This window comes from Arthrobacter oryzae (genome assembly GCF_031454875.1).
Taxonomy (GTDB): Bacteria; Actinomycetota; Actinomycetes; order Actinomycetales; family Micrococcaceae; genus Arthrobacter; species Arthrobacter oryzae_D.
Genome location: NZ_JAVDRQ010000005.1, coordinates 382193 through 405823, shown reverse-complemented (window position 1 = coordinate 405823; position 23631 = coordinate 382193). Strand labels below are relative to the sequence as shown.

Here is a 23631-nt window from a genome sequence, read left to right as displayed (position 1 = left end):
TGGCCAAAACGGTCAAGGGCTACGGACTCGGACCGCACTTCGAAGGCCGCAACGCCACCCACCAGATGAAAAAACTCACCCTCGACGACCTCAAGTCGTTCAGGGACCACCTGCGCATCCCGATCACGGATGAGCAGCTCGAGGGTGACCCATACCAGCCGCCGTACTTCCACCCGGGAATCGACGCACCGGAAATTGCGTACATGATGGAGCGCCGCGCCGCACTGGGCGGCTCGGTTCCGGAACGCCGCAGCAAGCATGCAGCGATCACGCTTCCGGACGCGAAGTCCTATGAGGTTGCCAAGCGCGGTTCGGGCAAGCAGCAGGCCGCCACCACCATGGCGTTCGTCCGGCTGCTCAAGGACCTCATGCGGGACAAGGAGTTCGGCAAGCACATCGCGCCGATCATTCCCGATGAGGCCCGCACGTTCGGCATGGACGCGTTCTTCCCCACCGCCAAGATCTACAACCCCAAGGGACAGAACTACCTGTCCGTGGACCGGGACCTGGTCCTGGCCTACAAGGAATCCGCCCAGGGCCAGCTGATCCACCCCGGCATCAACGAAGCCGGCGCCGTCGCAGCCTTCACCGCCGCCGGCACCGCGTACGCCACCCACGGCGTACCGCTGATCCCGGTCTACGTGTTCTACTCCATGTTCGGCTTCCAGCGCACCGGGGACGCCTTCTGGGCAGCAGCGGACCAGATGACCCGCGGCTTCATCATCGGCGCCACCGCCGGACGGACCACCCTCACCGGCGAAGGACTCCAGCACGCCGACGGGCACTCCCCCATCCTCGCCGCCACAAACCCGGCAGTGGTCACCTACGACCCCGCCTACGGCTACGAAATGGGCCACATCATGCGCGACGGCATCGAGCGCATGTACGGACCGGAGTCGACGGACCGGAACCTGATGTACTACATCACTGTCTACAACGAACCCATCACCCAGCCGGCTGAGCCGGAAGAGCTGGACGTTGAAGGCGTGCTCAAGGGCATCTACCTGCTGGCACCGGCCAAGATTGACGGCCCCCGCACGCAGATCCTGGCCTCGGGTGTTTCGGTGCCGTGGGCGCTGGAAGCCCAGCGGATCCTGGCCGAGGACTGGGGCGTCTCCGCGGACGTCTGGTCCGTCACGTCCTGGAACGAACTGCGCCGCGACGCCATGGCAGCGGAAGAGGACGCGTTCCTCAACCCGGGCCAGCCGGCGCGGGTACCGTTCGTCACGGCACAGCTCGAAGGGGCAACCGGCCCCATCGTGGCGGTTTCGGACTACATGAAGGCTGTCCCGGACCAGATCCGCCAGTTCCTCCCGAACGAGTTCGCCTCGCTCGGTGCGGACGGCTTCGGCTTCTCCGACACCCGCGCCGCGGCACGGCGCTTCTTCAAGAACGACACCCACTCCATCGTGGTCCGTTCGCTGGAGATGCTCGCCCGCCGCAGCGAAGTCGATGCCCAGGCTCCGGCCCAGGCGATTGAGAAGTACAGGCTTCACAATGTGAACGCTGGATCCACCGGGAACGCCGGCGGCGAATCCTGACCCGGACGCAGTAAATCACGACGGCGGCCCTCACCAACGGTGGGGGCCGCCGTCGTCGTTCCGGCCCAGCGTTCCGCGAACCTGGCGGTCCTGTGACGCAGCACAAATCGAGTTGTAGCCTTTGCACAAATGGAGGTTGGCCTGCGCGCACCGTATGCTCGATGCATGGCAGAGCCAAACCCCACTCCCGCAAAGCGCAAGCCGGCATCGTCCGCCCTGACGCCGGAAAAAGCCCAAACGTTGAAGAAACTGCGGGCCAGTGTGGGGCAATTGTCCACCACCACCATGCGCGAGCTGGAAAAATCACTCCCGTGGTACAGCCGGCTGAGTTCCGATGAACGGTCCGCCCTCGGCATGGTGGCCCAAAACGGGATCGCCGCTTTTGTGACCTGGTACGAGCGTCCCAGCTCGCCGTCGTGGATCCTCACCGATGTCTTCGGGACCGCCCCCACCGAACTGACTCGCTCCATCAGCCTGCAGAAGGCCCTCCAGCTCATCAGGATCGTCGTGGAGGTCGTGGAGGACCAGGTTCCGGTGATCGCTCCGGAGGCGGACCAGCCCGCCTTGCGCGAAGCGGTGCTCCGCTATTCCCGCGAAGTGGCCTTTGCGGCCGCCGACGTCTATGCCAGGGCCGCCGAGTCGAGGGGTTCCTGGGACACCCGGCTGGAAGCACTGATCGTGGATGCGATCCTGCGCGGCGAGAACACGGACGCCTTGCGGTCCCGCATCGCCGCCCTCGGCTGGAAAGCGCAGGAGCGCTTTACCGTGATGGTGGGCAATTCGCCGTCGGAACCCAGCGCCAGCTACGTGAGCGAGCTGCGCCGGACGGCCGGCCGATTCGCAGAGGATGCCCTCGTGGGAATCCAGGGCGACCGCCTCATCCTGATCCTTGGCGGCGTCCAGGACCGGGAGACGGCCTACCTGAAGCTCAGTGAACTCTTCGCCCCGGGACCCGTTGTCTACGGCCCCGAGGCGGGCTCGCTGCTGGAAGCGAGCAGTTCAGCGCAGTCGGCCTTCGCGGGACTCACGGCGGCACGGGCCTGGCCTTCCGCGCCGCGGCCTGTCGCCGCTGACGACCTGCTTCCGGAGCGTGTCATATCAGGGGACGATGCCGCGCGCCGGTCCCTCATCAAGAATATCTACCGGCCCCTGCTCGCTGCATCCAATGGGCTGGTGGAGACGTTGGGAACCTACCTCGAACTGGGCCACTCGCTGGAGGCCACGGCACGCGAACTCTTCGTGCATGCCAACACCGTCCGCTACCGGTTGAAGCGGGTTTGTGACGTCACAGGCTGGGATCCGCTGCTCCCCCGGGAGGCGTTTGTACTCCAGGCGGCACTCGTGGTGGGACGACTTTCCGTGCCGCCCAAGGCGCCCACCGAACGCCAGCCGTCCCGGAACGGCAACTGAACCGTTGTAGACTTCCTACAAACTGACCCAGTGAGCTTGGTGCATGAATACACCGAGAATCACGCGGTAATTTGGAAAGCTGGATACGTGCTTGCAATCGTCTGCCCTGGACAGGGCTCCCAGACCCCTGGTTTTCTGGCCCCTTGGCTGGAACTGCCTCCCGTCGCAGGCCATTTGGCCTCCCTGAGTGAAATAGCAGGCATCGACCTCACCGCACACGGCACCACGTCGGATGAAGAAACCATCAAGGATACGGCGGTGGCACAGCCGCTGATCGTTGCGGCAGGACTGATCGCCGCCAAGTCCCTGTTCGACGTCGAACTCAGCACCCTTCCCGTCGTCCTCGCCGGACATTCCGTCGGTGAGATCACGGCGTCGGCACTTGCCGGTGTCCTGACCGAGACAGAGGCCATGACCTTCGTGCGGGAACGTGCCAACAGCATGGCCGCCGCGGCCGCAGTCACGCCCACGGGCATGAGTGCCGTGGTGGGCGGGGACCCGGCTGAGGTCCTGGCAGCCATTGAGGCCTCCGGCGCAACGCCGGCCAATGTGAACGGTGCCGGCCAAACCGTAGCGGCCGGCACTTTCGAGCAGCTCAAGGCCCTTGCGGACAATCCCCCGGCCAAGGCCCGCGTGATCCCGCTCAAGGTGGCAGGGGCTTTCCACACCTCGCACATGTCCCCCGCCGTTGCGGCGTTGGAAGCGCTAAAGCCGTCGCTTAAGCCGCAGGCCGCGCAGGTGCCCCTGCTGTCCAACTTCGACGGCAAGGAAGTGGCCGACGGCGGTGCCGCAGTCGACAGCCTCATCGCCCAGGTTTCCCGGCCGGTCCGCTGGGACCTGTGCATGGAGACGCTGGTGCAGCGCGGCGTTACGGGCGTTATTGAACTTGCGCCGGCCGGTACTCTGGCGGGACTCGCCAAGCGGGGCATGCCCGGAGTCAAGACGGTGGCCGTCAAGACTCCCGAGGACCTCTCTGCCGCCCTCGCACTATTCGCAGAACTGGAGGGACAGGCATGAGCGCTCCCGCACTCAAGCAGGCACCGCTGCGGGAACACACCCGCATCCTCGGACTCGGCGCCTACCGGCCCGACGTTATCGTCACGAACGATGACGTCTGCCAGTGGATCGACTCTTCGGACGAATGGATCCGACAGCGCACCGGCATTGTGACCCGGCACCGCGCGCCGGCAGACGTCAGCGTCATTGACATGGCAGAGGGCGCTGCCCGCGAAGCCCTGGCGAAGGCCGGAATCGAAGCCTCCCAGTTGGGCGCTGTGATCGTCTCCACCGTTACGCATCCCTTCGCGACGCCGTCCGCGGCCGCCAGCCTGGCGGACCGCCTCGGCGCCACACCGGCTCCCGCGTTCGACATTTCCGCTGCGTGTGCAGGCTACTGCTACGGGATTGCGCAGGGTGACGCGCTGGTCCGCTCCGGCGCGGCGGATTACGTGCTGGTGGTCGGTGCCGAGAAGCTTTCGGACGTCATCGACAACACCGAGCGCACCATTTCCTTCCTGCTCGGCGACGGCGCCGGCGCCGTCGTCATCGGCCCTTCGGAGATCGCGGGCATCGGCCCATCGGTCTGGGGTTCGGACGGCAGTAAGTGGGACGCGATCGGCATGACGCATTCGCTGCTGGATGTCCGCGAACTGGCCCTGGCGGCGAATAAAGCCGGCTCGCTGAGCGCCGGGGAAGCCGAAGCAACCGACGCCGCTCTCTGGCCCACCCTTCGCCAGGACGGCCAGACCGTCTTCCGCTGGGCTGTCTGGGAAATGGCCAAGGTTGCCCAGCAGGCACTCGACGTCGCAGGCATCGCAGCTGAAGACCTCGTAGCCTTCATTCCGCACCAGGCGAACATGCGCATCATCGATGAGATGGTCAAGAAGCTCAAGCTTCCCGAAACCGTCAAGGTCGCCCGGGACATCGCCGAGGCCGGAAACACCTCTGCCGCCTCGATCCCCCTGGCCACGCACCGCCTGTTGCAGGAAAACCCCGAACTCAGCGGCGGACTCGCCCTGCAAATCGGCTTTGGCGCTGGCCTGGTCTTCGGCGCACAGGTAGTCGTGCTCCCGTAGCCGCACCCCTTTACCCACAACTGAATACGTTCTGCACAGCACGGATTCGCGAACCAAGCCGTAATCTCGGCTTGAATCATTTCCGGCAGCACCTGCCGGCAACAACAAGAAAAGGAGCCATCAATGGCTAGCAACGAAGAGATCCTGGCCGGCCTGGCTGAAATCGTCAACGAAGAAACCGGCCTCGCCACCGAAGCCGTCGAGCTGGACAAGTCCTTCACCGAGGACCTGGACATCGACTCCATCTCCATGATGACCATCGTGGTCAACGCTGAAGAAAAGTTCGGCGTGCGCATCCCGGACGAAGAGGTCAAGAACCTCAAGACCGTCGGTGACGCAGTCAGCTTCATCGCAAACGCACAGGCCTAGTCCTGGCTCCTGCCGGCAACGGCCGAACCCGGTAACCGCTCCGGGGCGCTGACCCAGCGCCCCGGAGCGGACACCCCTGAATGACCTCAAGTTTCCCCACGCAGCCCCCGGCCAGGCACTTCCCGGACACGGCATGCGCACCGATAGAGAGTGATCCCATGGCACGCAAAGTAGTCATTACCGGTCTGGGTGCCACCACACCCATTGGCGGCGATGTCCCCACAATGTGGAAGAACGCGCTGAAGGGCGTCTCCGGCGCGCAAACGCTCGAGGACGACTGGGTAGCCAAGTACGAACTGCCCGTTCACTTCGCAGCCCGCGCCTCCACCCCCGCACTGGACGTCCTGAGCCGCGTGGAAGCCAAGCGCATGGACCCGTCCACGCAGTTCGGCGTCGTCGCCGCACGCGAAGCCTGGGCGGACTCCGGCATTACGGAAATCGACCACGACCGCCTGGCGGTGGCTTTCGCCACCGGCATCGGAGGCGTCTGGACACTGCTGGACGCGTGGGACACCCTGCGCGAAAAGGGCCCGCGACGTGTCCTGCCCATGACGGTCCCCATGCTGATGCCCAACGGTGTGGCCGCAGCGGTGAGCCTGGACCTGGGCGCCCGTGCCGGTGCCCACACGCCGGTATCCGCCTGTGCCTCGGGCACCGAAGCCCTGCACCTTGGCCTGGACCTGATCCGCTCCGGCAAGGCTGACGTTGTTGTCTGCGGCGGCGCCGAAGCAGCGATTCACCCCATGCCGATTGCCGCGTTCGCCTCGATGCAGGCCCTCTCGCGCCGCAATGACGATCCCGCAGGTGCATCGCGCCCCTACGACACCGGCCGTGACGGTTTCGTCATGGGCGAAGGCGCCGGTGCCCTGGTCATCGAGGCCGAGGAACACGCGCTTGCCCGCGGAGCACGGATCTACGCTGAGCTCGCCGGAACATCGGTGACGGCTGACGCTTACCACATCACCGCTCCGGACCCCGAAGGCCTGGGCGCCACCCGTGCGTTGAAGGCTGCGATGTTCGATGGCCGCATCCAGGCCGAGGACGTAGTCCACGTCAACGCGCACGCAACCTCCACTCCTGTGGGCGACAAGCCCGAGTACACGGCTCTGCGCGCTTCCCTGGGCACCCACGTTGACAACGTGGCGGTCTCCGCTACAAAGTCCCAGATGGGTCACCTGCTGGGCGCCTCAGGGGCCGTTGAAGCCGTGCTGACCGTGCTCGCTGTTTACGAGCGCAAGGCTCCGGTCACCATCAACCTGGAGAACCAGGACCCCGAAATCCCCCTCGACGTGGTCACCAAGACCGCACGCGACCTGCCGTCCGGTAGCATCGTGGCGCTGAGCAACTCGTTCGGCTTCGGCGGCCACAACGCCGTCATTGCAGTCCGCAGCATCTAGCATTCACGGATGTTGCAGCAAGAGGCCCCTGCCGTCGGCGGGGGCCTCTTGCGTTATGGAGGTTATTGCAGGGCGGACAGGTCGGCCCGCGGCGGTCAGCCGACCTGGTGCAGCCAGCGCACAGGGGCACCCTCTGCGGCGTGCCTGAAAGGCTCCAGCTCTTCGTCCCAGGCTTCGCCAAGGGCAAGGGAGAGCTCATGATAGACGGCCGAGGGGTCGCCCGCGCCGGACTCATAGGCATAACGGATCCGGTCTTCGGACACCATGATGTTTCCGTGCACATCGGTGACGGCATGGAAGATTCCCAGCTCCGGGGTATGCGACCACCTGCCGCCGTCTACGCCCTGGCTGGGCTCCTCCGTGACTTCATAGCGCAGGTGTGCCCAACCGCGCAGGGCAGACGCCAACTGGGCGCCGGTCCCCGGGCTGCCGGTCCACGACAGTTCCGAACGGAACATTCCGGGCGCAGCAGGCTGAGCAGTCCACTCCAAGTCCGTGCGCTTGTCCACGACCGACCCGATGGCCCACTCAACGTGGGGGCACAGGGCGGTCGGGGCCGAGTGAACGAACAGGACACCGCGAGTCATTGCAACAGACATTCCATCCTCCATAGCTGTAGGTACGTCTTCCCCAACGACCTCTGCCTGGATGTGTGTCTGCCGCGCAGAATTCCCGCATGCTGCCGGTGATCCTGCAAACTTATGAAATTAGTGCCCGGTACTGCGTAAACCCGCCGGAAGGCGAGCTTCAAGTGAGACTTGAGAGTTGCCGGGCATGACTCTTATTGTGCCGTACCCCGCATAATTACGCCAGTGCAATTCGGCGCGCCGGGGGCGGTCAATATTTCCCGGACCGAAGTCGGCTGCGCTCGGCGCAATAACCCGAACCGCGTTCAACGGCTCAGGCGCGCGGATGTGCCTGCTGGTAGCTTCGCCGCAGCCGGTCCACCGAGACGTGCGTGTAAATCTGCGTGGTTGCCAGGCTGCTGTGGCCGAGGATTTCCTGCACTGCCCGGAGATCCGCACCGCCGTCCAGCAAATGAGTGGCGGCGGAGTGCCGGAGCGCGTGCGGACCGGTAGCAGCCGTGTCGCCCAGCGCGTCCAGCAGGTCTTTCACCACGGCACGGACCTGCCGCTGGTCCACCCTGCGGCCTCTCGCCCCGAGGAACAGCGCAGGGCCGCTTGCGTCCGCTGCCAGCAGCGGACGTCCCCGGTGTAACCAGTCGTCAACGGCAACCGCAGCTGGCAGCCCGTAAGGCACCGTCCGTTCCTTGTTCCCCTTGCCGATGACCCGGAGGGTGCGGCGGTCCAGGTCGAGATCGTCCACGTCCATGCCTGCCAGCTCCCCCACGCGTACCCCGGTGGCGTAGAGCAGCTCCACCATGGCGCGGTTCCGAACGGCGAGCGGCGCACCGTCGGTTGCCGCCGTTTCCAGCCCGTCCAGTACGCGCACAACCTGTTGCTGATGCAGGACGCCGGGTAGCGACTTTTCGCGCTTGGGTGCCTTCAGCCGCAGGGCGGGATCGGCCTCAAGGAGTTCCTCCCGAACGGCCCAGGCGGTGAAGGACCGGGCAGTGGCAGCCCGCCGGGCAAGAGTGGAGCGGGACATGCCCGCTTCGCTCTGCCCGCCGAGCCACCGCCGCAGAGTGGAAAGTTCGATGCCACCGAGGTCAGTGACACCGTCAGCTGCTGCCGCCGACAGGAAACTGTGAACGTCCGACAGGTAGGCGCGCACCGTATGGGCCGATCTTGCCCGTTCGCCCTCGAGGTAGCGGCCGAAGGCGTCAGCGGCGCCAGCGAGGGCTGCCGGGAGATCAGGGGTGTCCACGCTCCAACTTTCCCACTATTCAGCCGCCAATCAAGGAACCACGCAGCCAACATCGCCTAGTTTGGGAAGGCCGCGGAAAGGCCACGGTAGGGCCAGAGGCCCCGCTGCCGGGACTCAGCCGGCCTTGCGGGAGCGTTTCCATCCGCCCTGCTGGGATTCGGCAAGCCCCAGCAGCCCCAGCCTGCCCAGGCCCGCCCTGACGGAATCGGCGCTCAGCCCCGCGACGGACGTCAGCTTTTCGACTGAGCTGGTGGACCGCAACGGCAAAGCGTCGAGCAGAATGAGGTCCTCCAGGGTGAGGCCGTCATGGTCGGCGCGCTGCTCGGGGGCCGGCTCTGCCAACGATTCGCCGCTGGGCGAGGCAAGCTCGGCGATGTCACCGGCGTCCGTGACACAGATTGCTCCACCTTCGCGAATCAGCCGGTGGCAGCCGGCAGAATTGGCGCTGTGCACGGACCCGGGGACAGCACCGACGGCCCTGCCCAGGGATTCCGCGTGGTGGGCCGTGTTCAAGGCTCCGGAGCGCCAGCGGGCCTCCACCACGACGGTGACCGACGCCAGTGCGGCGATGAGGCGGTTCCGCTGCAGGAACCGGTACCTCGTGGGGGCGGAGCCGGGCGGGACTTCTGCCAGTACCGCGCCCTGGTTGGCTACTGCCCTGAGCAGATCCTCATTGCCGGATGGATAGAAGCGGTCCACTCCCCCGGCCATGACGGCGATGGTGGGCATCGCGTCACCGGCGCCCGCCAGGGCAGACCGGTGGGCGTGCGCGTCAATCCCGTAGGCCCCGCCGGAGACGATGGTGAATCCCCTCTGTGCCAGCGAGTAGGCGAGGTCGCCGGTGACGGCGGCACCGTAGCTTGTGCTGTCGCGGGATCCCACCAGGGCAACGGACGTCGCGGCCGCCGGCAGCGGTTGCTCTATTCCCCGCCACCAAAGGCAGATGGGTTCATGGAGGTCCAGGTCAGCAAGTTGCGGGGGCCACAGCGCGTCGGACGGGATGATCATGCGCCCGCCCAGGCGCTGCATAGTGGCGAGATCGCGTTCGGGAGCCAGGTCAGGGATACGCGGTGCCCAGCGCTTGAGGGAGGCGCTCATCCCGGGCCAGCTACCTGTACCGTTGTCCGCGAGCAAGGACGTGACATCCCGCTCAAGCTGCGGCCCGGACGCCAGCTGGCCGGTGGCGATACGCAGCGCGTCGGTGGCCCCGGCGGCGCTCACCAGTGCCAGGCCTACGGCGTCCTGCGGCTCCATCAGCCGTGACAGAGCGGCCCTGGCAACGCGTTCTTGTCCAGTCATCGTGTTCCTTTCAGGCCACAGCCGAGGCGGCTTGCCGGAGTCCCAGCGCCTGGCCGATGTCGTTGTCATCCGGGGCATCACGGCAGGCCAGGTCCGCCAGCGTCCAGGCCAGGCGAAGGACGCGGTCGTAACCGCGGGCGGTGAGCACTCCGCGTTCCAGCGAGCGGTCCAGGATCCGGGTGGTGGGCGGCGCCAGCCGCAGGGCCCCGCGAAGGACACGGCCCGGCACCTGCGAGTTGGTCTCCAGGCCCAGCGGCCGCAGCCTCTCCAGCTGCCGGACCCTGGCGGCACGAACCCTGGCAGCCACCGTAACGGTGTCTTCTTCCGCCCCGGTCTGGCCGAAGTCAGCCAGCGAGACTCTCTCCACCTGCAACTGGATGTCCACCCGGTCCAGCAGCGGCCCGGACATCCGCGCAAGGTACCGGCGCCTCATCATGGGCGTGCAGGTGCAGTCGAGCCCCTTCCGTGACGCCTTCCCGCAGGGGCAGGGATTGGCGGCCAGTACGAGTTGGAACCGGGCCGGGTAGGCGGCGGTGCCGGCGGACCTGTGAATCACCAGCTCACCGCTCTCCAGGGGTTGCCTGAGCGCATCGAGGACACGCCGCTCGTACTCCGGAGCTTCATCAAGGAAGAGCACGCCCCGGTGCGCCCGGGACGCTGCGCCGGGCCGTGGCAGTCCCGAGCCGCCGCCGATGATGGCGGCTGCGGTGGCCGTGTGGTGGGGATTCTCGAACGGCGGCCGGCGGAGCAGCTGCACTGCAGTTGACGACAGGGCGCACAGGGAATGGATGGCAGTGACTTCCATCGCTTCGCCGTCTGCCAGGTCGGGCAGCAGGCCAGGGAGCCGTTCGGCGAGCATGGTCTTCCCGGCCCCCGGAGGGCCGGACAGGAGCAAGTGGTGGGCACCGGCAGCGGCAACTTCCAGGGCTTTCCGGGCGTCGGCCTGGCCGGCGACATCGCACATGTCCGGGGCAGGTCCTACAATAGCCGGACCGTCGCCGCAGGAGTCCTCGTCGTCCGGCTCAAAGTCCAGGGCAAGTTCCTGCGGATCTGCACCGAAGTCGCACGCGAGGCGGGCAAGGGTTCGGTAGCCGCGGACCTTTGCACCCGGGACAAGCCCTGCCTCCGCCTCATTCGCCTGGGCCACCACGACGTCCGGGTATCCCGCCTGCACAGCCGCCATGACAGCCGGGAGGATGCCCCGGACCGGCCGGAGCCTGCCGTCGAGCCCCAGTTCGGCGATGAACACGGTCCGCTCAGTGGATTTGATGTCGTTTGCGGCGCGCAGGACGGCCATGGTGATGGCCAGGTCGAAGCCGGAGCCACGTTTGGGCAGCGATGCCGGGATGAGGTTGGCGGTGATCTTGCGCCGGCTCAGCGGGATGCCGGAGTTCTGGGCCGCCGATCGGATGCGTTCCTTGGCTTCGTTCAGCGATGCATCCGGAAGGCCCAGGATGATGAACGCCGGGAGGGTCTGGCCGATGTCCGCCTCGACTTCCACGATGTAGCCGTTGAGGCCAACGAGGGCCACGGAGTACGTCCTGCCGAGGCCCACCTAACCCACCCCTTTCAGGTGCTCCACGCGCGGCTGACCGGCGCCGTCGTCAAGGACGGAAACTACGTCGACGCGGCGGAACGGCATGCGGAGTTCGTGGTCCCGGCACCAGGCGGACGCCAGCCGGTGAAGGCGGGCCAGTTTGGCAACGCCGACGGCTTCAAAAGGATGCCCGTAGGCCAGGGACTTTCGCGTCTTGACTTCGGCGATAACCAGCGAGTCGCCGTCAAGCGCCACAATGTCGATTTCGCCCTCGGGACAGCGCCAGTTGCGGTCCACGATCCGCATGCCCTGCGATTCCAGATATCCGGCAGCCAGTTCTTCCCCGCGCCGGCCAAGCAAGTCTTTGGCTCTCATTCTTACCTCCGCCACCAGCCTGCGGGAGCGGCGAAGCCAGGCATACCGGTCGAGGGCGCTATGTGGGGAACCCCTGGCAAACAGGGGCTGTGGAGGAGCAGTGGGCGGAGGCCCTGCGGCAGTATTCGCTATGCGGGACCGCTAGGCGCGGGTTCCGCATCTCATGCAGTGCGCAGACTGGTGCGGCCGCTCATCGTAGAAGCCGGCATGGCTGCTCCAGATGTGCCCTAGGAACCAGCAGAATATTTTCATGGCGAGATCTTCTCTGATGTCAGCCGGGTAGGCGGTGCAAGTACGAGGCCTGCGGCGCTCGACTCAAGCACCGTCAGGATGTGTCTGCAGGACGCGAGACCCCTCCGCAACGCGGTAAGCCGTCGGAACAGAACTACGAATCAATCCCATACAGTAGTCTCGCGCCAAGGACGGCACGGATGCCAGCCCTTGCGCCAAAAACAGGTAGTGCAACCGCCGCCCCGTTGACCACTTGCCCGGATCAGTTGCCCAGGTCTACATCCTTGGGCAGAGCCAGTTCCTCATTGCGGGGCAGCTCTTCCACATTGACGTCCTTGAACGTAATCACCCGGACGCTCTTGACGAAACGGGCCGACCTGTAAACGTCCCACACCCAGGCGTCCTGCAGGGTGAGATCGAAATAGACTTCGCCGTCTGCACTGCGCGCCTGCAGGTCCACGTGGTTGGCAAGGTAGAACCGCCGTTCGGTCTCGACTACGTAGCTGAACAGCCCGACGACGTCACGGTATTCGCGGTAGAGCTGCAGCTCCATGTCGGTTTCATAGTTCTCAAGATCCTCGGCACTCATGGTTCCATCTTGCACCATTCAGCGCACCGCGTGGGCCACACGGGCCTCCTCCCGCCCCAGATTGCGGGGCCGTCAGAGAATCTGCCAGCTCACGCGGTGATATGGCGTGGGTCCCGCAGCCCTAAGGGCTTCCTTATGCGTGGCTGTGCCGTAGCCTTTGTTTTCGTTCCAGGCGAAGGCCGGGAACTCCGTGTGCAGCGTCCGCATCAGCCGGTCCCGCTCCACTTTGGCGAGGATGCTGGCCGCGGCCACGCTCAGGCACTGCATGTCCGCCTTGACGAGGGTGTGGACCGGAGCGTCGCAGCCGGGCCCCACGGGGGCTTCGTCAAAGAGGGAGGGCTGCGTCTCGGGTGACAGCCAGTTGTGGCTGCCGTCGAGCAGCACCACGTCCGGAGTGATGCCGGCAGCCAGGATCTGGAGCCAGGCCCTTGTCCCAGCGGTCCGGAGCGCCGCGATGATGCCCATGGTGTCAATCTCGTTGGCGGAGGCGTGCCCTACTGCCGATGCGACGCTCCAGGTGCGTACGAGGGGTTCCAGCCGCTCACGGTCGGCTTCCTTCAGCAGCTTGCTGTCGCGGACGTCGTCGAGGAGAACCGGGCGGCTGAGGTCGACGACGGCGATGCCCACGGTCACTGGTCCCGCGATGGCTCCCCGGCCGACCTCGTCGATCCCGGCCAGGAGCCTTGCACCGGAACTCAGGAAGCGGTGCTCGTAGTCGAGGGTGGGTGCAATGGACATTTATTTTCCAGTCGGTGCGGGAACGTTCCGGAACACGTCGGGATAGTTGCCCAGCCCGGTCAGCCTGTTGAGGGGCCAGGCAATGACGGCCGCCTTGCCCTCGATGTCGGGCATATCGATGAAGCCGCCGTTGCTGTCCTGATGGGCTCGGGAGTCCGCGGAGTGGTTCCGGTTGTCTCCCATCACCCAGATTTTGCCGTCGGGGACAACAACGTCGAAGTTCCGGATATCGGGCACCTCGGCGGGGTTGACGTAGGTCTCATCCACTTCCTTGCCGTTGATGGTGAGTTTGCCGCCGGCGTCGCAGCAGACGACATGGTCGCCCGGGAGTCCTATCACGCGCTTGACCAGGTGCTGCTCGGAGTTGTCCGGCAGCAGGCCCACGAACGTCAGTCCGTCCTGGACCCACGTGAACGGGCCGTCCGGCTTGTCCGGGGTCGGCACCAGCCATCCCTTGGTGTCTTTGAAGACCACCACGTCGCCGCGTTCGAGGGCAAACGGCTCCGGCACGAGCAGGTTGACGAAGATGCGGTCGTTCACGTCCAGCGTGCTGACCATGGATTCGGACGGGATATAGAACGCCCTGAACAGGAACGTCTTGATCAGGAAGGACAGCACCACTGCGATGGCCACCACCGTGGCCACTTCCTTGATCCAGAGGTACAGGGAGCTGTGGGCTTTGCTTTCCTTGGCCGGTTTTGACGGGCCCGCCTTCGAATGGGCACCCCTCGAACCCGCTGCCCGGCTGTCCGCCCGGACAGCCGGCTGCTCCGATCCAGCCGGCTCGGCAGACGCGCCGGCGGACGCACCCGCCGACGGCGATACCGGCGCTTCGGCCGGAACCGCCACATTCCCGTCCGTGGCAGTTCGCGAGTGGTCGCCTCCGGCGGAGTCGCGTCCGGCGGAGTCACGGTCTGTGCGGTCGCGCTTGAACGGATCAGGAGTCCGGGGATCGGTCTCGGGCATCTACTGTCCGTCCTTCGTTGTCGTGCTGGTTTCTGCAGGCCGGGGGACGGCCGCAAATCTGTCGAGTGGCCAGATGATCTGGACCGGCCGGCCAATCACCCGGTCAAGGGGCACCATGCCGCCTCCCGGGGCGCCCAGCAGGCTTCGGGAATCGGCGGACATCGACCGGTGGTCTCCCAGCAACCATAACCGTCCCGCCGGAACGATCACACTGAACTTCTGTTTGCTCGCCACATCCCCGCTATAGAGGTATGGTTCCTCAAGCGCCTGGCCGTTCACTGTGAGCCGCTGCCGGTCATCGCAGCAGACAACGTGATCGCCGGGCAACCCGATAACCCGCTTTATGTAGGTTGTATCACTGCCTGTAATGCCAAGCCAGTGCCCGGCCGCCGCGGCGGCGTCCTGCACCGGACCATTGCCGCTGTTGAGCGGGGCGAACGTCCCGCGGCCGTCGAAGACGACGACGTCACCGCGGCGGACCGGCCCGGACTGGAAATCGGTACGGGATACCAGGATCCTGTCTCCGGCGCCGAAGAGCGGCTCCATGGAGGCGGACGGTATGTAGTACACATCGAGCCAGAGGGCACGGACAAGTCCGCTGATGAGAAGGGCCAGTGCGAGGGCCAGCAACGCAAAACGCCAACCCAGTTTCCTGGGCTGGCGTTTTGACTGGTCCATGATCCGTATCCTGTGGCGCTGTTGCGGAAGGCTCCGGCGCGGGCCGGATCCGGGTTCTGGACCCGCCGTGGAAGTCCGGAAGACTTACTTGGCGGTGCTGAAGTCGCGCTTTTCCTTGATCTTCGCAGCCTTACCGCGCAGTGCACGCATGTAGTAAAGCTTGGCGCGGCGGACGTCACCCTTGGTGACGACCTCGATCTTGTCGATGATCGGGGAGTGTACCGGGAAGGTACGCTCCACGCCGACACCGAAGGAGACCTTGCGGACCGTGAAGGTTTCGCGGATGCCGTCGCCCTGGCGGCCCAGGACGAAGCCCTGGAAAACCTGGACACGGGAGTTCTTGCCTTCGATGATGTTCACGTGAACCTTGAGGGTGTCACCCGCGCGGAACTGGGGAACATCAGTGCGCAGCGACGCTGCGTCTACGGTATCGAGGATATGCATTGATCCACTCCTGGTGAACGCCACAGGTCATCCACTTTGGGTCACGGCAGCCAAGCCCGGGAAAGCCCGGAAATCACTGCCGAAAGTCTTCTGTTCCGGTTCCATCACTGATTGACGGGGCCGGGGTGCCGGGCTGTTGGCGTCGCTCCCCCTGTGGCAGGTGCGCACCCAGCAGGCACAAGGACTAATTTTGCCACATTCGGAGGATTCCGGCGAATCCGGAACCGCCCGCTGGCGGCGGTTGTCCCGCCGGGCGTCAGGCCTGGCCGGCCGCGCCCTCTCCGCCCGCCTCCGGGCGTAGCCTCAGGCGACCGTCGACGACGTCGTACCCCAGGTCCCCCAGTGCGGTGCGGTCCGCGCGCGGCAGCTTTCCGGCGTCGAAACCGGCCAGGAGGTCCGGGCGGCGTTCGGCCGTGCGGCGGTACTGCTGGTGGCGGCGCCACTGCGCAATCTTGCCGTGGTTGCCGCTCAGCAATACGGGCGGAACGTCGCGGTCACGCCAGGTGGAGGGTTTGGTGTACACGGGGTATTCCAGCAGGCCGTCGGAGTGTGATTCCTCAACGAGGGACTCCGGGTTGCCAACAACACCGGGAAGCAGCCGGACGATGGCTTCCGTCATGGCCAGGACGGCCACTTCACCGCCGTTCAGGACATAGTCCCCCAGGCTCATGGGCCGGACGGTGAAGTGTTCTTCCGCCCACTCGATGACCCTCTCGTCAATGCCCTCGTACCGGCCGCAGGCGAAGACGAGCTGGTCTTCCTCCGCGAGTTCGTGGGCCAGCGCCTGGGTGAACCGTTCACCGGCCGGGGACGGGACGATCAGCACCGGTTTGCGGGAGTGGGCACCTTCCGTTGCCCCGGCCACCGAAGCCAGCGCCTGTGCCCACGGTTCAGCCTTCATCACCATGCCGGCGCCGCCGCCGTACGGGGTGTCGTCCACCGACCGGTGTTTGTCAGTGGTGAACTCCCGAAGGTCGTGGACGTTGAGGTCCAGCAGGCCGTCCTGGCGGGCCTTCCCGATCAGGGACAGTTCCAGTGGCGCAAGGTACTCCGGGAAGATGCTGACGACGTCGATCCTCATTTACGCGTTGTCTCCGGCCTCGGTCTTGCCTGCGTCGGTCCTGCCCGGCCCGGTGTCGCCGTCATCCGGTGTTTCGCCCGAATCATCCGCGTTGATGTCAAAGAGCCCGGGCGGCGGGGTGACCAGGATGTACTTTTCGCCGACATTGACCTCGGGCACGATCTCCTCCACGAAGGGAATTAGGATCTCCTTGCCGTCCGTTGCCTCGACGACAATGAGGTCCTGGACCGGAAGGGTGTGCAGCCCGGTCACCTTGCCCACAACGGCTTCGCCGACGCGGACCTCCAGGCCGACGAGTTCGTGCTCGTACCAGCCTTCGTCGTCGTCCTCGGCGAGCTCTTCAGTCTCGATGAACAGCCTGGCCCCGCGCAGGGCTTCGGCTTGGTTGCGGGTCTCAACACCCTCAAAACCCAGCAGCAGGATGTCCTTGTTCCAGCGGGCACTGTCCACGGTCAGCGTTCCCACCGTCGCGGGCTCGACCCGGAATTCCGTGCCCGGAATGAAGCGGTCCTCCGGCGCGTCGGTCAGGACCTGGACGGTCACTTCGCCGCGGATACCGTGCGGTTTGCCGATTCGTGCCACCTGAAGCTGCATCTGTTCCTCTGTTCCGGGATTCGTTCTGTGCTGGTTCTGCCGCGCGCCTGCTGCCGCGCCGGGTTTCTGCTGAAAAACAGTCCGGCCCCTCCACCATAATCTGGTGAAGGGGCCGGACTTGAGACAAATATGTGCGGGGCGTTTACCGGCGGCGGTCGGTGTCGACGACGTCGACCCTGACCTGTTCGCCACCGGCCAGCGCCGCCACGACGGTGCGCAGTGCGCGTGCCGTGCGGCCCTGACGTCCGATCACCCGTCCGAGGTCGTCCTGGTGAACGCGCACCTCGAGGGTGTCCCCGCGGCGGTTGTTCTTGGCGCTGACCTTGACGTCCTCAGGACTGTCAACGATCCCGCGGACAAGGTGTTCGAGCGCTTCTGCCAGCAATTTACTCAGCCTCGGTGGTCTCTGCTTCAGCTTCGGTGGAAGCTTCGGCTGCCTCGTCCTTCTTGGCCTTCTTGGTGATGGCTTCCGGGATGATCACGGAACCCTTTTCCGGGGTAACGAAGGCAGCCTTGGGAGCCTTGGTCTTCAAGGTGCCCTCCTGGCCGGGGAGACCCTTGAACTTCTGCCAGTCACCGGTGATCTTGAGGATCGCGGCAACCTGCTCGGACGGCTGTGCGCCGACCCCGAGCCAGTACTGGGCACGGTCCGTGTCGACCTCGATGTATGAGGGCTCTTCGGTCGGGTGGTACTTGCCGATTTCTTCGATGGCACGGCCATCACGCTTGGAGCGTGCGTCCATGACGACGATGCGGTAGTACGGTGCGCGCATCTTACCAAAGCGCTTAAGGCGAATCTTTACGGCCACTTTTGTGGTCACTCCTGTTTCTGAAACGGGGTCGAGCCCGGCGTTCTGCACCCGTGGGGCGGGCCGTACTAGGGGGTTCTAAAAGGACAGGATCCGGACGCGGAGAGAGGGGCCACGCAGATCGAGTACCTGTTCATTGTGCCAGATCAACGCCGGGATTTCGACTTGACACACAGCGGCCGGGTCAGGAGGACCATACGTACAGTCCGGTTCGGGCGTTGGGGTCCACGCTGCCGGCGAGCTGGGCCAGCCGCTGAACGTAGCCGCGGGCCTCTTCGGGCCCGAAAGGCATGTCCTCCTCGGCTGCCCACCTGGCCGCCACGTCCTCCAGGATGTCGCCGTCCCCCTCGGTTTCGTAGCTGAGGAGTTCCGCGAGTGCCCGGACCATTGCCGCCGGCACGCCCAGGAGCGAATCGCTGGCCACATCCACCATGGCGAGCTCGTAGTCGGCGCCCGCCGCGTGCACCGCCGCCCCTGCAAGGTCGCCGAGCTGCTCGATTTCAAAATCGCTGATGTCCGGAATCCGGAGCGCCTCAGGAGCTGCAGGGCCCCCGCCGTCGAGTACCCCGGCGCGCTTAAGTGCCTCATCGTGGGTGGAAACAAAGATTTCGGTGAAACCCATGGAAATCATCCTCATTCCGTCGGCGGTGTGATGGTCCTGGCGGCTGCCCGGGGCCTTCCGGATTCAGCCTAACCCAGATGGAGGTGCTGGCCAGCGCACTCTTAGCGGACGGCGACGCGGATCCGGTTGCGCCACGGATCCTCGAACTGCAGCTCCGCCCCGTTGTGGCGGGAGGGAACACCGGCAACCCCCAAACGGTCCGCGAGCGCGCCGACGTCGTCGCCCTCCGGCACTTCGATCAGGACTTCGCCCAGGCCCAGAGTGTCCTTCCTGGGCCCGGCGCCCCGGCTGTTCCAGACGTTCATGGCCATGTGGTGGTGGTAGCCGCCGGCCGAGACGAACAGGGCCTGCCTGTGCCAGCCCGCCGTCTGTTCGAAACCAAGGGTGCCCACGTAAAAATCCTGCGCTGACTTCACATCGCCCACTTGAAGATGGACATGCCCGATGCCGGCCCGGGATCCCCGCTGTCCGCTCACCGCATCCTCCGTCAGGTGATCCTGCAGGAACTTCTGGGGAGGCAGCGCGAGGCTGTCCATGACCACGGTGCCGCCCTCCCAGGACCAGGCTTCACGCGGGCGGTCCCAGTAGAGTTCGATTCCGTTGCCCTCGGGGTCGCTGAAGTAGAAGGCCTCGCTGACGAGATGGTCCGCGCTGCCCGTGAACAACCGCGGTTCGTACCGTGCCGCCGACGCCACCGTGGCGGCGAGCGCCGGACGGTCCTCGAAAAGAATCGCGGTGTGGAAGAGTCCGGCCTCACCCCGCGCCGGGAGGTTAAGCCCGGGGGCCGGCGCCAGGTGAACCAGGGGACTTCCGCCGCGGCCAAGGTACACGCCACCGTCCTGCTCGGCCACGGCTTCCAGCCCGAGTGCCCGCTGGTAATAGTCCGTCATCAGCTTCATGTTCCCCACCTTGAGCATCACGGTGCCCATGGCGAGATCGGCGGGCAGCAGGTCCTTGCTGCTGGATTCTGTGGTCATGGCAACTTCCAAATTCCCGAAACTACGCCACCGGCTGCCGGCGACGATTACATAGAGTTAAATTACTTGAAGCTTCAATTTATTCCCGCGGAGTTCCCGCCCTCGGAGAATGATGTGCTTCAGCTCCCCCAGTGTTTCCGGACTGATCCGCGGGTCCTGTCCGCAGACCACGACGTCGGCGCTGGCCCCTTCCGCGATGCCGTCAGCTCCCAGCCATTCCCGCGCGGCCCATGACGCAGCGTCCAGTGCTGCTGTTGCCGGCAGGCCGGCGGCGTGCAGCGCGTGGATCTCATCCACGATCCGGCCGTGGCTGATGACGCTGCCCGCATCCGTCCCGGCGTAAATCGTCACGCCTGCCTCGTAGGCTTCCAGGATCCGCTCGTTCCGCCGCTGCCACAGCGCCTGCATGTGTGCTGCGTAGCGGGGAAACTTCGCTTCCGCCCGGTCGGCGATCTCCGGGAACGTGGCGATATTGATGAGGGTGGGAACAATCGGCACACGCTGTTCCACGAACCTGGGCAGGTGCCGGGGAAGCAGGCCGGTTCCGTGTTCGATGCAGTCGATGCCGGCGTCGAGCATGTCATCCAGCGTGTCCTCGGCGAAACAGTGCGCCGTCACCCTGGCCCCTTCATCGTGGGCGGCGCGGACAGCGTCCCGCACCACGGCTGCGGGGAACGACGGCGTGAGGTCGCCGGCGTCGCGGTCGATCCAGTCCCCCACGAGCTTGACCCAGCCGTCACCGGCGAGCGCCTGCTTGCGCACCGCTTCGACGAGTCCGTCCGGCTCGACTTCGACGGCGAATCCCCGCAGGTAGCGGCGGGTTCTGGCAATGTGGCGCCCCGCCCGGATAATCCGGGGCAGCTCAGTGCGCTGCTGGATCCAGCGCGTGTCATGCACCGCTCCCGCGTCGCGCACCAGGAGCGTGCCGGCGTTCCGGTCCGTGACGGCCTGCTGCTCGGCCAGGGATTCGGAAACGTCCCCTGCCGGCCCGAGTCCAATGTGGCAATGCGCATCCACCAGGCCCGGCAGGACCCAGCCGTCCAGCACAACGTCGGGGGGAACGGCCGGGCGCCTGAACGTCAGCCTGCCGTTGACGGCCCACAGGCCGTGCCGTTCCTGGTCGGGGGCCGTGAGAACGGTCCCGCTGAATTCGATGATGCCAGCCATGCTTCAAGCCTAGACCGGCGGACGGCGGCTGCTGGCGTGAACGCTGTGTGACAGGAACACTGCCCGGCCCTGTGGTAGCTTCGTCTACGACCACACGGGTGCCCTTGCAGGGGCTGAGATCGGGCTGATGCAGCCTGCGACCGTTGAACCTGTCCGGGTAATGCCGGCGAAGGAAGTGAGTATTCCGTGAATACACAAGAAACACAGCTGTTCCCTGCCCAAAATGAAACTGCCGTAAGCAACTCGGGAACCACTGAAACGCAGTCACTGAAGTCCCACTCGTTGGCGTTCATCACTGACGAGGACACCGGGATGAGGGTGCCGGTGACCGAGATCGCTCTGGAGGATTCACCGGGCGGCGTGGCCAACCCTCCGTTCCGGGTGTACCGGACGGCGGGGCCCGGTAGCGATCCCGTGCTGGGCCTGGAACCGTTCAGGTCCCGGTGGATCGAATCGCGGGCCGACACCGAGCCCTACAGCGGCCGGGAACGGAACCTGCTCGACGACGGCAAGTCGGCCGTGCGCCGCGGTGCGGCCTCCGCGGAGTGGAAGGGAGCACAGCCGGTGCCCCGCCGCGCCGTCGACGGCAAAACCGTCACCCAGATGCACTACGCACGGCAGGGCGTGGTGACGCCCGAGATGCAGTTCGTCGCCCTCCGCGAGAACTGTGACGTGGAACTGGTCCGGAGCGAAGTGGCTGCCGGCCGCGCCATCATCCCCAACAACATCAATCACCCGGAATCGGAACCGATGATCATCGGCAAGGCCTTCCTGGTGAAGATCAACGCCAACATCGGAAACTCGGCCGTGACCAGCTCCATCGCCGAGGAAGTGGACAAACTGCAGTGGGCCACCCAGTGGGGCGCCGACACGGTGATGGACCTGTCCACCGGCGACGACATCCACACGACCCGGGAATGGCTCATCCGCAACTCCCCGGTCCCGATCGGCACGGTACCGATCTACCAGGCCCTGGAGAAGGTCAACGGCGAAGCTAACGCCCTCACCTGGGAAATCTTCCGCGACACCGTGATCGAACAGTGCGAACAGGGTGTGGACTACATGACCATTCACGCCGGCGTGCTGCTCCGTTATGTTCCGCTCACCGTCAAACGGGTCACCGGAATCGTGTCCAGGGGCGGCGCCATCATGGCCGGCTGGTGCCTGGCCCACCACCAGGAAAACTTCCTGTACACGCACTTCGACGAGCTGTGCGAGATCTTCGCCAAGTACGACGTCGCGTTCTCACTGGGCGACGGACTGCGGCCCGGAGCTACGGCGGACGCCAACGATGCCGCCCAGTTCGCCGAGCTGGATACGCTGGCTGAACTGACGCAGCGCGCCTGGGAATTCGACGTGCAGGTGATGGTGGAAGGACCCGGCCACGTACCGTTCCACCTGGTTCGCGAGAACGTGGAACGCCAGCAGGAGCTCTGCAAGGGGGCCCCGTTCTACACCCTCGGGCCGCTGGTCACGGACATCGCCCCGGGCTATGACCACATCACGTCCGCCATCGGCGCCACGGAAATCGCCCGGTACGGCACTGCCATGCTCTGCTACGTCACGCCCAAGGAGCACCTGGGTCTGCCGAACAAGGACGATGTGAAGACCGGTGTGATCACCTACAAGATCGCAGCCCATGCCGCCGACCTGGCCAAGGGCCACCCCGGCGCCCATGAGCGGGACGACGCACTGTCCAAGGCCCGGTTCGAGTTCCGCTGGCGGGACCAGTTCGCGCTGTCCCTGGACCCGGTCACGGCGGAAGCCTTCCACGACGAGACACTGCCCGCCGAACCGGCGAAGACCGCCCATTTCTGCTCGATGTGCGGTCCCAAGTTCTGCTCCATGCGCATCAGCCAGGACATCAGGGACGAATACGGTTCAGCCGAGGCGCAGGCAGCCCTGGCGGAGATGGCTGCGGGAATGCGTGAGAAGAGCAACGAATTCCTCGCCGCGGGCGGCAAGGTCTACCTGCCGGAGCTGCAGCTTCCGGAGTCAGCCGGCAAGTAACGGCTCTTCGGGGCGCCGTCCGGCTGGCATTGGGGGCCAGCCGGACGTAGGCCAGGAAAAGCTGATCAGGAGGCGCGGGGCTGCTGCTGACGCCGGCTGACCTCCGCGATGAACGACCGGATGAACCGGTCGCCCTCCAGCGAGTCCTGGGGCCGGTGTCCGCCCGCTGCTACGCGGTGCAGGGCACCGGTCTCGCGCAGGTAGCCGGCGATTTCCTCGTAAAGCGGCTCCCAGCCGCCGGTGAGGACCAGTGTGGGGACGCCCGGAACAATCTGCAGCGGCGCCTCCCACGGAGGTGCCTGCAGCCGGAGCCGGCGGGCTGCGCTCCGTGCCTCCGGCGTTGCCGGATCGTCGCTGTGCACGGAAAACGCCCGCCGTACGAATTCGCGCTGGAAGTCGTCGTCGCCGAGCTGGTGCCGCACATCAAAGAGCGGCTGCATCAGGGCACGGTGTGCGGCGGTAGCCGGCAGTTCGGCGGTCAGCGACAGGCACGCGGGCTCCACGAGCGTGAGGGACTGCACCAGGTCCGGCCGTTCCACGGCCGCCATCATGGCCGCAATGGCACCTTGCGAGTGCGCTACCACATGCCCGCCGGCGGCGCCCCGGCCCTCGTCCGCCAGGGCGCCGAGAACAATGTCCGTGTCAGCCTGGAAGTCCGATTCGAGGGGTTCCGCCGTCGCGTCAAAGCCGTGGCGGCGCAGGAACAGAGCGTCGTAGGCCAGGGCCATGCCGTGCTGCTTGGGCCACGCGGCGGACCCGAAGGCCCCCGAACCGTGGACGAACACTACGCGCTGCTTAAACATGCCCCAACCCTATGGCAATAGCCGGACAAATCGGCGGCCGACATTGAACCCGCCGGAACCGAAGTTGCCCGTGCGGGTGGCCGCGCCGCCGG

General features: G+C 65.9%; 25 protein-coding genes and 1 riboswitch. Of the genes, 7 read left to right on the top strand and 18 right to left on the bottom strand.

Annotation, left to right across the window (positions count from 1 at the left end):
* The 6 genes from J2805_RS11830 to fabF all read left to right on the top strand — a co-directional run.
* The coding region (locus J2805_RS11830; RefSeq protein WP_396134313.1) for a transketolase-like TK C-terminal-containing protein at positions 1-1541 on the top strand (1541 nt) is incomplete at its 5' end.
* 165 nt (positions 1542-1706) lie between these two features.
* On the top strand, positions 1707-2951 hold the full coding sequence (locus tag J2805_RS11825; protein ID WP_309976297.1) for a PucR family transcriptional regulator: 1245 nt from the start codon (positions 1707-1709) through the stop codon (positions 2949-2951).
* Positions 2952-3038: 87 nt separating this feature from the next.
* The gene (locus J2805_RS11820) at positions 3039-3968 is read left to right on the top strand and encodes an ACP S-malonyltransferase (protein ID WP_309976296.1); all 930 of its coding nucleotides are present in this window, start codon (positions 3039-3041) and stop codon (positions 3966-3968) included.
* Positions 3965-5026: a beta-ketoacyl-ACP synthase III gene (locus J2805_RS11815; protein ID WP_309976294.1), complete on the top strand. Its 1062-nt coding sequence runs from the start codon at positions 3965-3967 to the stop codon at positions 5024-5026. Before J2805_RS11820 ends, J2805_RS11815 begins: the two co-directional genes overlap by 4 nt.
* Before the next feature lie 123 nt (positions 5027-5149).
* Positions 5150-5395, top strand: a complete 246-nt coding sequence (locus J2805_RS11810) for an acyl carrier protein (protein ID WP_011692310.1) — start codon at positions 5150-5152, stop codon at positions 5393-5395.
* A 158-nt stretch (positions 5396-5553) separates the two neighbouring features.
* The gene (fabF, locus tag J2805_RS11805) at positions 5554-6792 is read left to right on the top strand and encodes a beta-ketoacyl-ACP synthase II (RefSeq protein WP_309976292.1); all 1239 of its coding nucleotides are present in this window, start codon (positions 5554-5556) and stop codon (positions 6790-6792) included.
* A 95-nt stretch (positions 6793-6887) separates the two neighbouring features.
* Here the strand turns inward: fabF and J2805_RS11800 are convergent, their stop codons facing one another.
* The 17 genes from J2805_RS11800 to J2805_RS11720 all read right to left on the bottom strand — a co-directional run bounded on the left by J2805_RS11800 (position 6888) and on the right by J2805_RS11720 (position 20726).
* Positions 6888-7391, bottom strand: coding sequence for a DUF3145 domain-containing protein (locus J2805_RS11800; protein ID WP_309976290.1), 504 nt, complete (start codon positions 7389-7391; stop codon positions 6888-6890).
* A 301-nt stretch (positions 7392-7692) separates the two neighbouring features.
* Complete coding sequence (locus J2805_RS11795) at positions 7693-8619, bottom strand: tyrosine recombinase XerC (protein WP_309976288.1); 927 nt, start codon at positions 8617-8619, stop codon at positions 7693-7695.
* Between the two features lie 114 nt (positions 8620-8733).
* Positions 8734-9918, bottom strand: a complete 1185-nt coding sequence (gene dprA, locus J2805_RS11790) for a DNA-processing protein DprA (RefSeq protein WP_309976287.1) — start codon at positions 9916-9918, stop codon at positions 8734-8736.
* A gap of 10 nt (positions 9919-9928) precedes the next feature.
* Entirely contained in the window at positions 9929-11473 is a 1545-nt protein-coding gene (locus J2805_RS11785; protein ID WP_309976284.1) for a YifB family Mg chelatase-like AAA ATPase, read from the bottom strand.
* Positions 11474-11830, bottom strand: coding sequence for a YraN family protein (locus J2805_RS11780; protein ID WP_055795913.1), 357 nt, complete (start codon positions 11828-11830; stop codon positions 11474-11476).
* 493 nt (positions 11831-12323) lie between these two features.
* Positions 12324-12650 (bottom strand): DUF2469 domain-containing protein, encoded by a 327-nt coding sequence (locus J2805_RS11775; protein WP_003806068.1) that lies wholly within the window; start codon positions 12648-12650, stop codon positions 12324-12326.
* Positions 12651-12722: 72 nt separating this feature from the next.
* On the bottom strand, positions 12723-13388 hold the full coding sequence (locus J2805_RS11770; protein WP_309976281.1) for a ribonuclease HII: 666 nt from the start codon (positions 13386-13388) through the stop codon (positions 12723-12725).
* Positions 13389-14354, bottom strand: a complete 966-nt coding sequence (gene lepB / locus J2805_RS11765; protein ID WP_309976279.1) for a signal peptidase I — start codon at positions 14352-14354, stop codon at positions 13389-13391. It lies immediately after the preceding gene.
* Positions 14355-15032: a signal peptidase I gene (lepB, locus tag J2805_RS11760; RefSeq protein WP_309976277.1), complete on the bottom strand. Its 678-nt coding sequence runs from the start codon at positions 15030-15032 to the stop codon at positions 14355-14357.
* An 84-nt stretch (positions 15033-15116) separates the two neighbouring features.
* Complete coding sequence (gene rplS / locus J2805_RS11755) at positions 15117-15476, bottom strand: 50S ribosomal protein L19 (RefSeq protein ID WP_011692321.1); 360 nt, start codon at positions 15474-15476, stop codon at positions 15117-15119.
* Between the two features lie 256 nt (positions 15477-15732).
* On the bottom strand, positions 15733-16557 hold the full coding sequence (trmD, locus tag J2805_RS11750) for a tRNA (guanosine(37)-N1)-methyltransferase TrmD (RefSeq protein ID WP_309976274.1): 825 nt from the start codon (positions 16555-16557) through the stop codon (positions 15733-15735).
* Positions 16558-17151, bottom strand: coding sequence for a ribosome maturation factor RimM (rimM, locus tag J2805_RS11745; RefSeq protein WP_309976272.1), 594 nt, complete (start codon positions 17149-17151; stop codon positions 16558-16560).
* Positions 17152-17293: 142 nt separating this feature from the next.
* On the bottom strand, positions 17294-17536 hold the full coding sequence (locus J2805_RS11740) for an RNA-binding protein (protein WP_011692324.1): 243 nt from the start codon (positions 17534-17536) through the stop codon (positions 17294-17296).
* Between the two features lies 1 nt (position 17537).
* Positions 17538-17960: a 30S ribosomal protein S16 gene (gene rpsP / locus J2805_RS11735; RefSeq protein ID WP_028271661.1), complete on the bottom strand. Its 423-nt coding sequence runs from the start codon at positions 17958-17960 to the stop codon at positions 17538-17540.
* 184 nt (positions 17961-18144) lie between these two features.
* On the bottom strand, positions 18145-18582 hold the full coding sequence (locus J2805_RS11730) for a hypothetical protein (RefSeq protein WP_309976269.1): 438 nt from the start codon (positions 18580-18582) through the stop codon (positions 18145-18147).
* Positions 18583-18683: 101 nt separating this feature from the next.
* Positions 18684-19559 carry a VOC family protein gene (locus tag J2805_RS11725; RefSeq protein ID WP_309976267.1) on the bottom strand — a complete coding sequence of 292 codons (876 nt, stop codon included), beginning with the start codon at positions 19557-19559 and terminating at the stop codon, positions 18684-18686.
* Positions 19560-19616: 57 nt separating this feature from the next.
* On the bottom strand, positions 19617-20726 hold the full coding sequence (locus J2805_RS11720; RefSeq protein ID WP_309976265.1) for an amidohydrolase family protein: 1110 nt from the start codon (positions 20724-20726) through the stop codon (positions 19617-19619).
* 84 nt (positions 20727-20810) lie between these two features.
* A riboswitch (TPP riboswitch) is annotated at positions 20811-20918 on the top strand.
* Between J2805_RS11720 and thiC the strand changes: the two genes are divergently transcribed.
* Positions 20913-22736 carry a phosphomethylpyrimidine synthase ThiC gene (gene thiC / locus J2805_RS11715; protein WP_309976263.1) on the top strand — a complete coding sequence of 608 codons (1824 nt, stop codon included), beginning with the start codon at positions 20913-20915 and terminating at the stop codon, positions 22734-22736. It overlaps the preceding riboswitch by 6 nt.
* Before the next feature lie 65 nt (positions 22737-22801).
* On the opposite strand, the gene J2805_RS11710 is transcribed toward thiC, so the two are convergent.
* Complete coding sequence (locus J2805_RS11710) at positions 22802-23539, bottom strand: alpha/beta fold hydrolase (RefSeq protein ID WP_309976261.1); 738 nt, start codon at positions 23537-23539, stop codon at positions 22802-22804.
* Between the last annotated feature and the right edge of the window lie 92 nt (positions 23540-23631).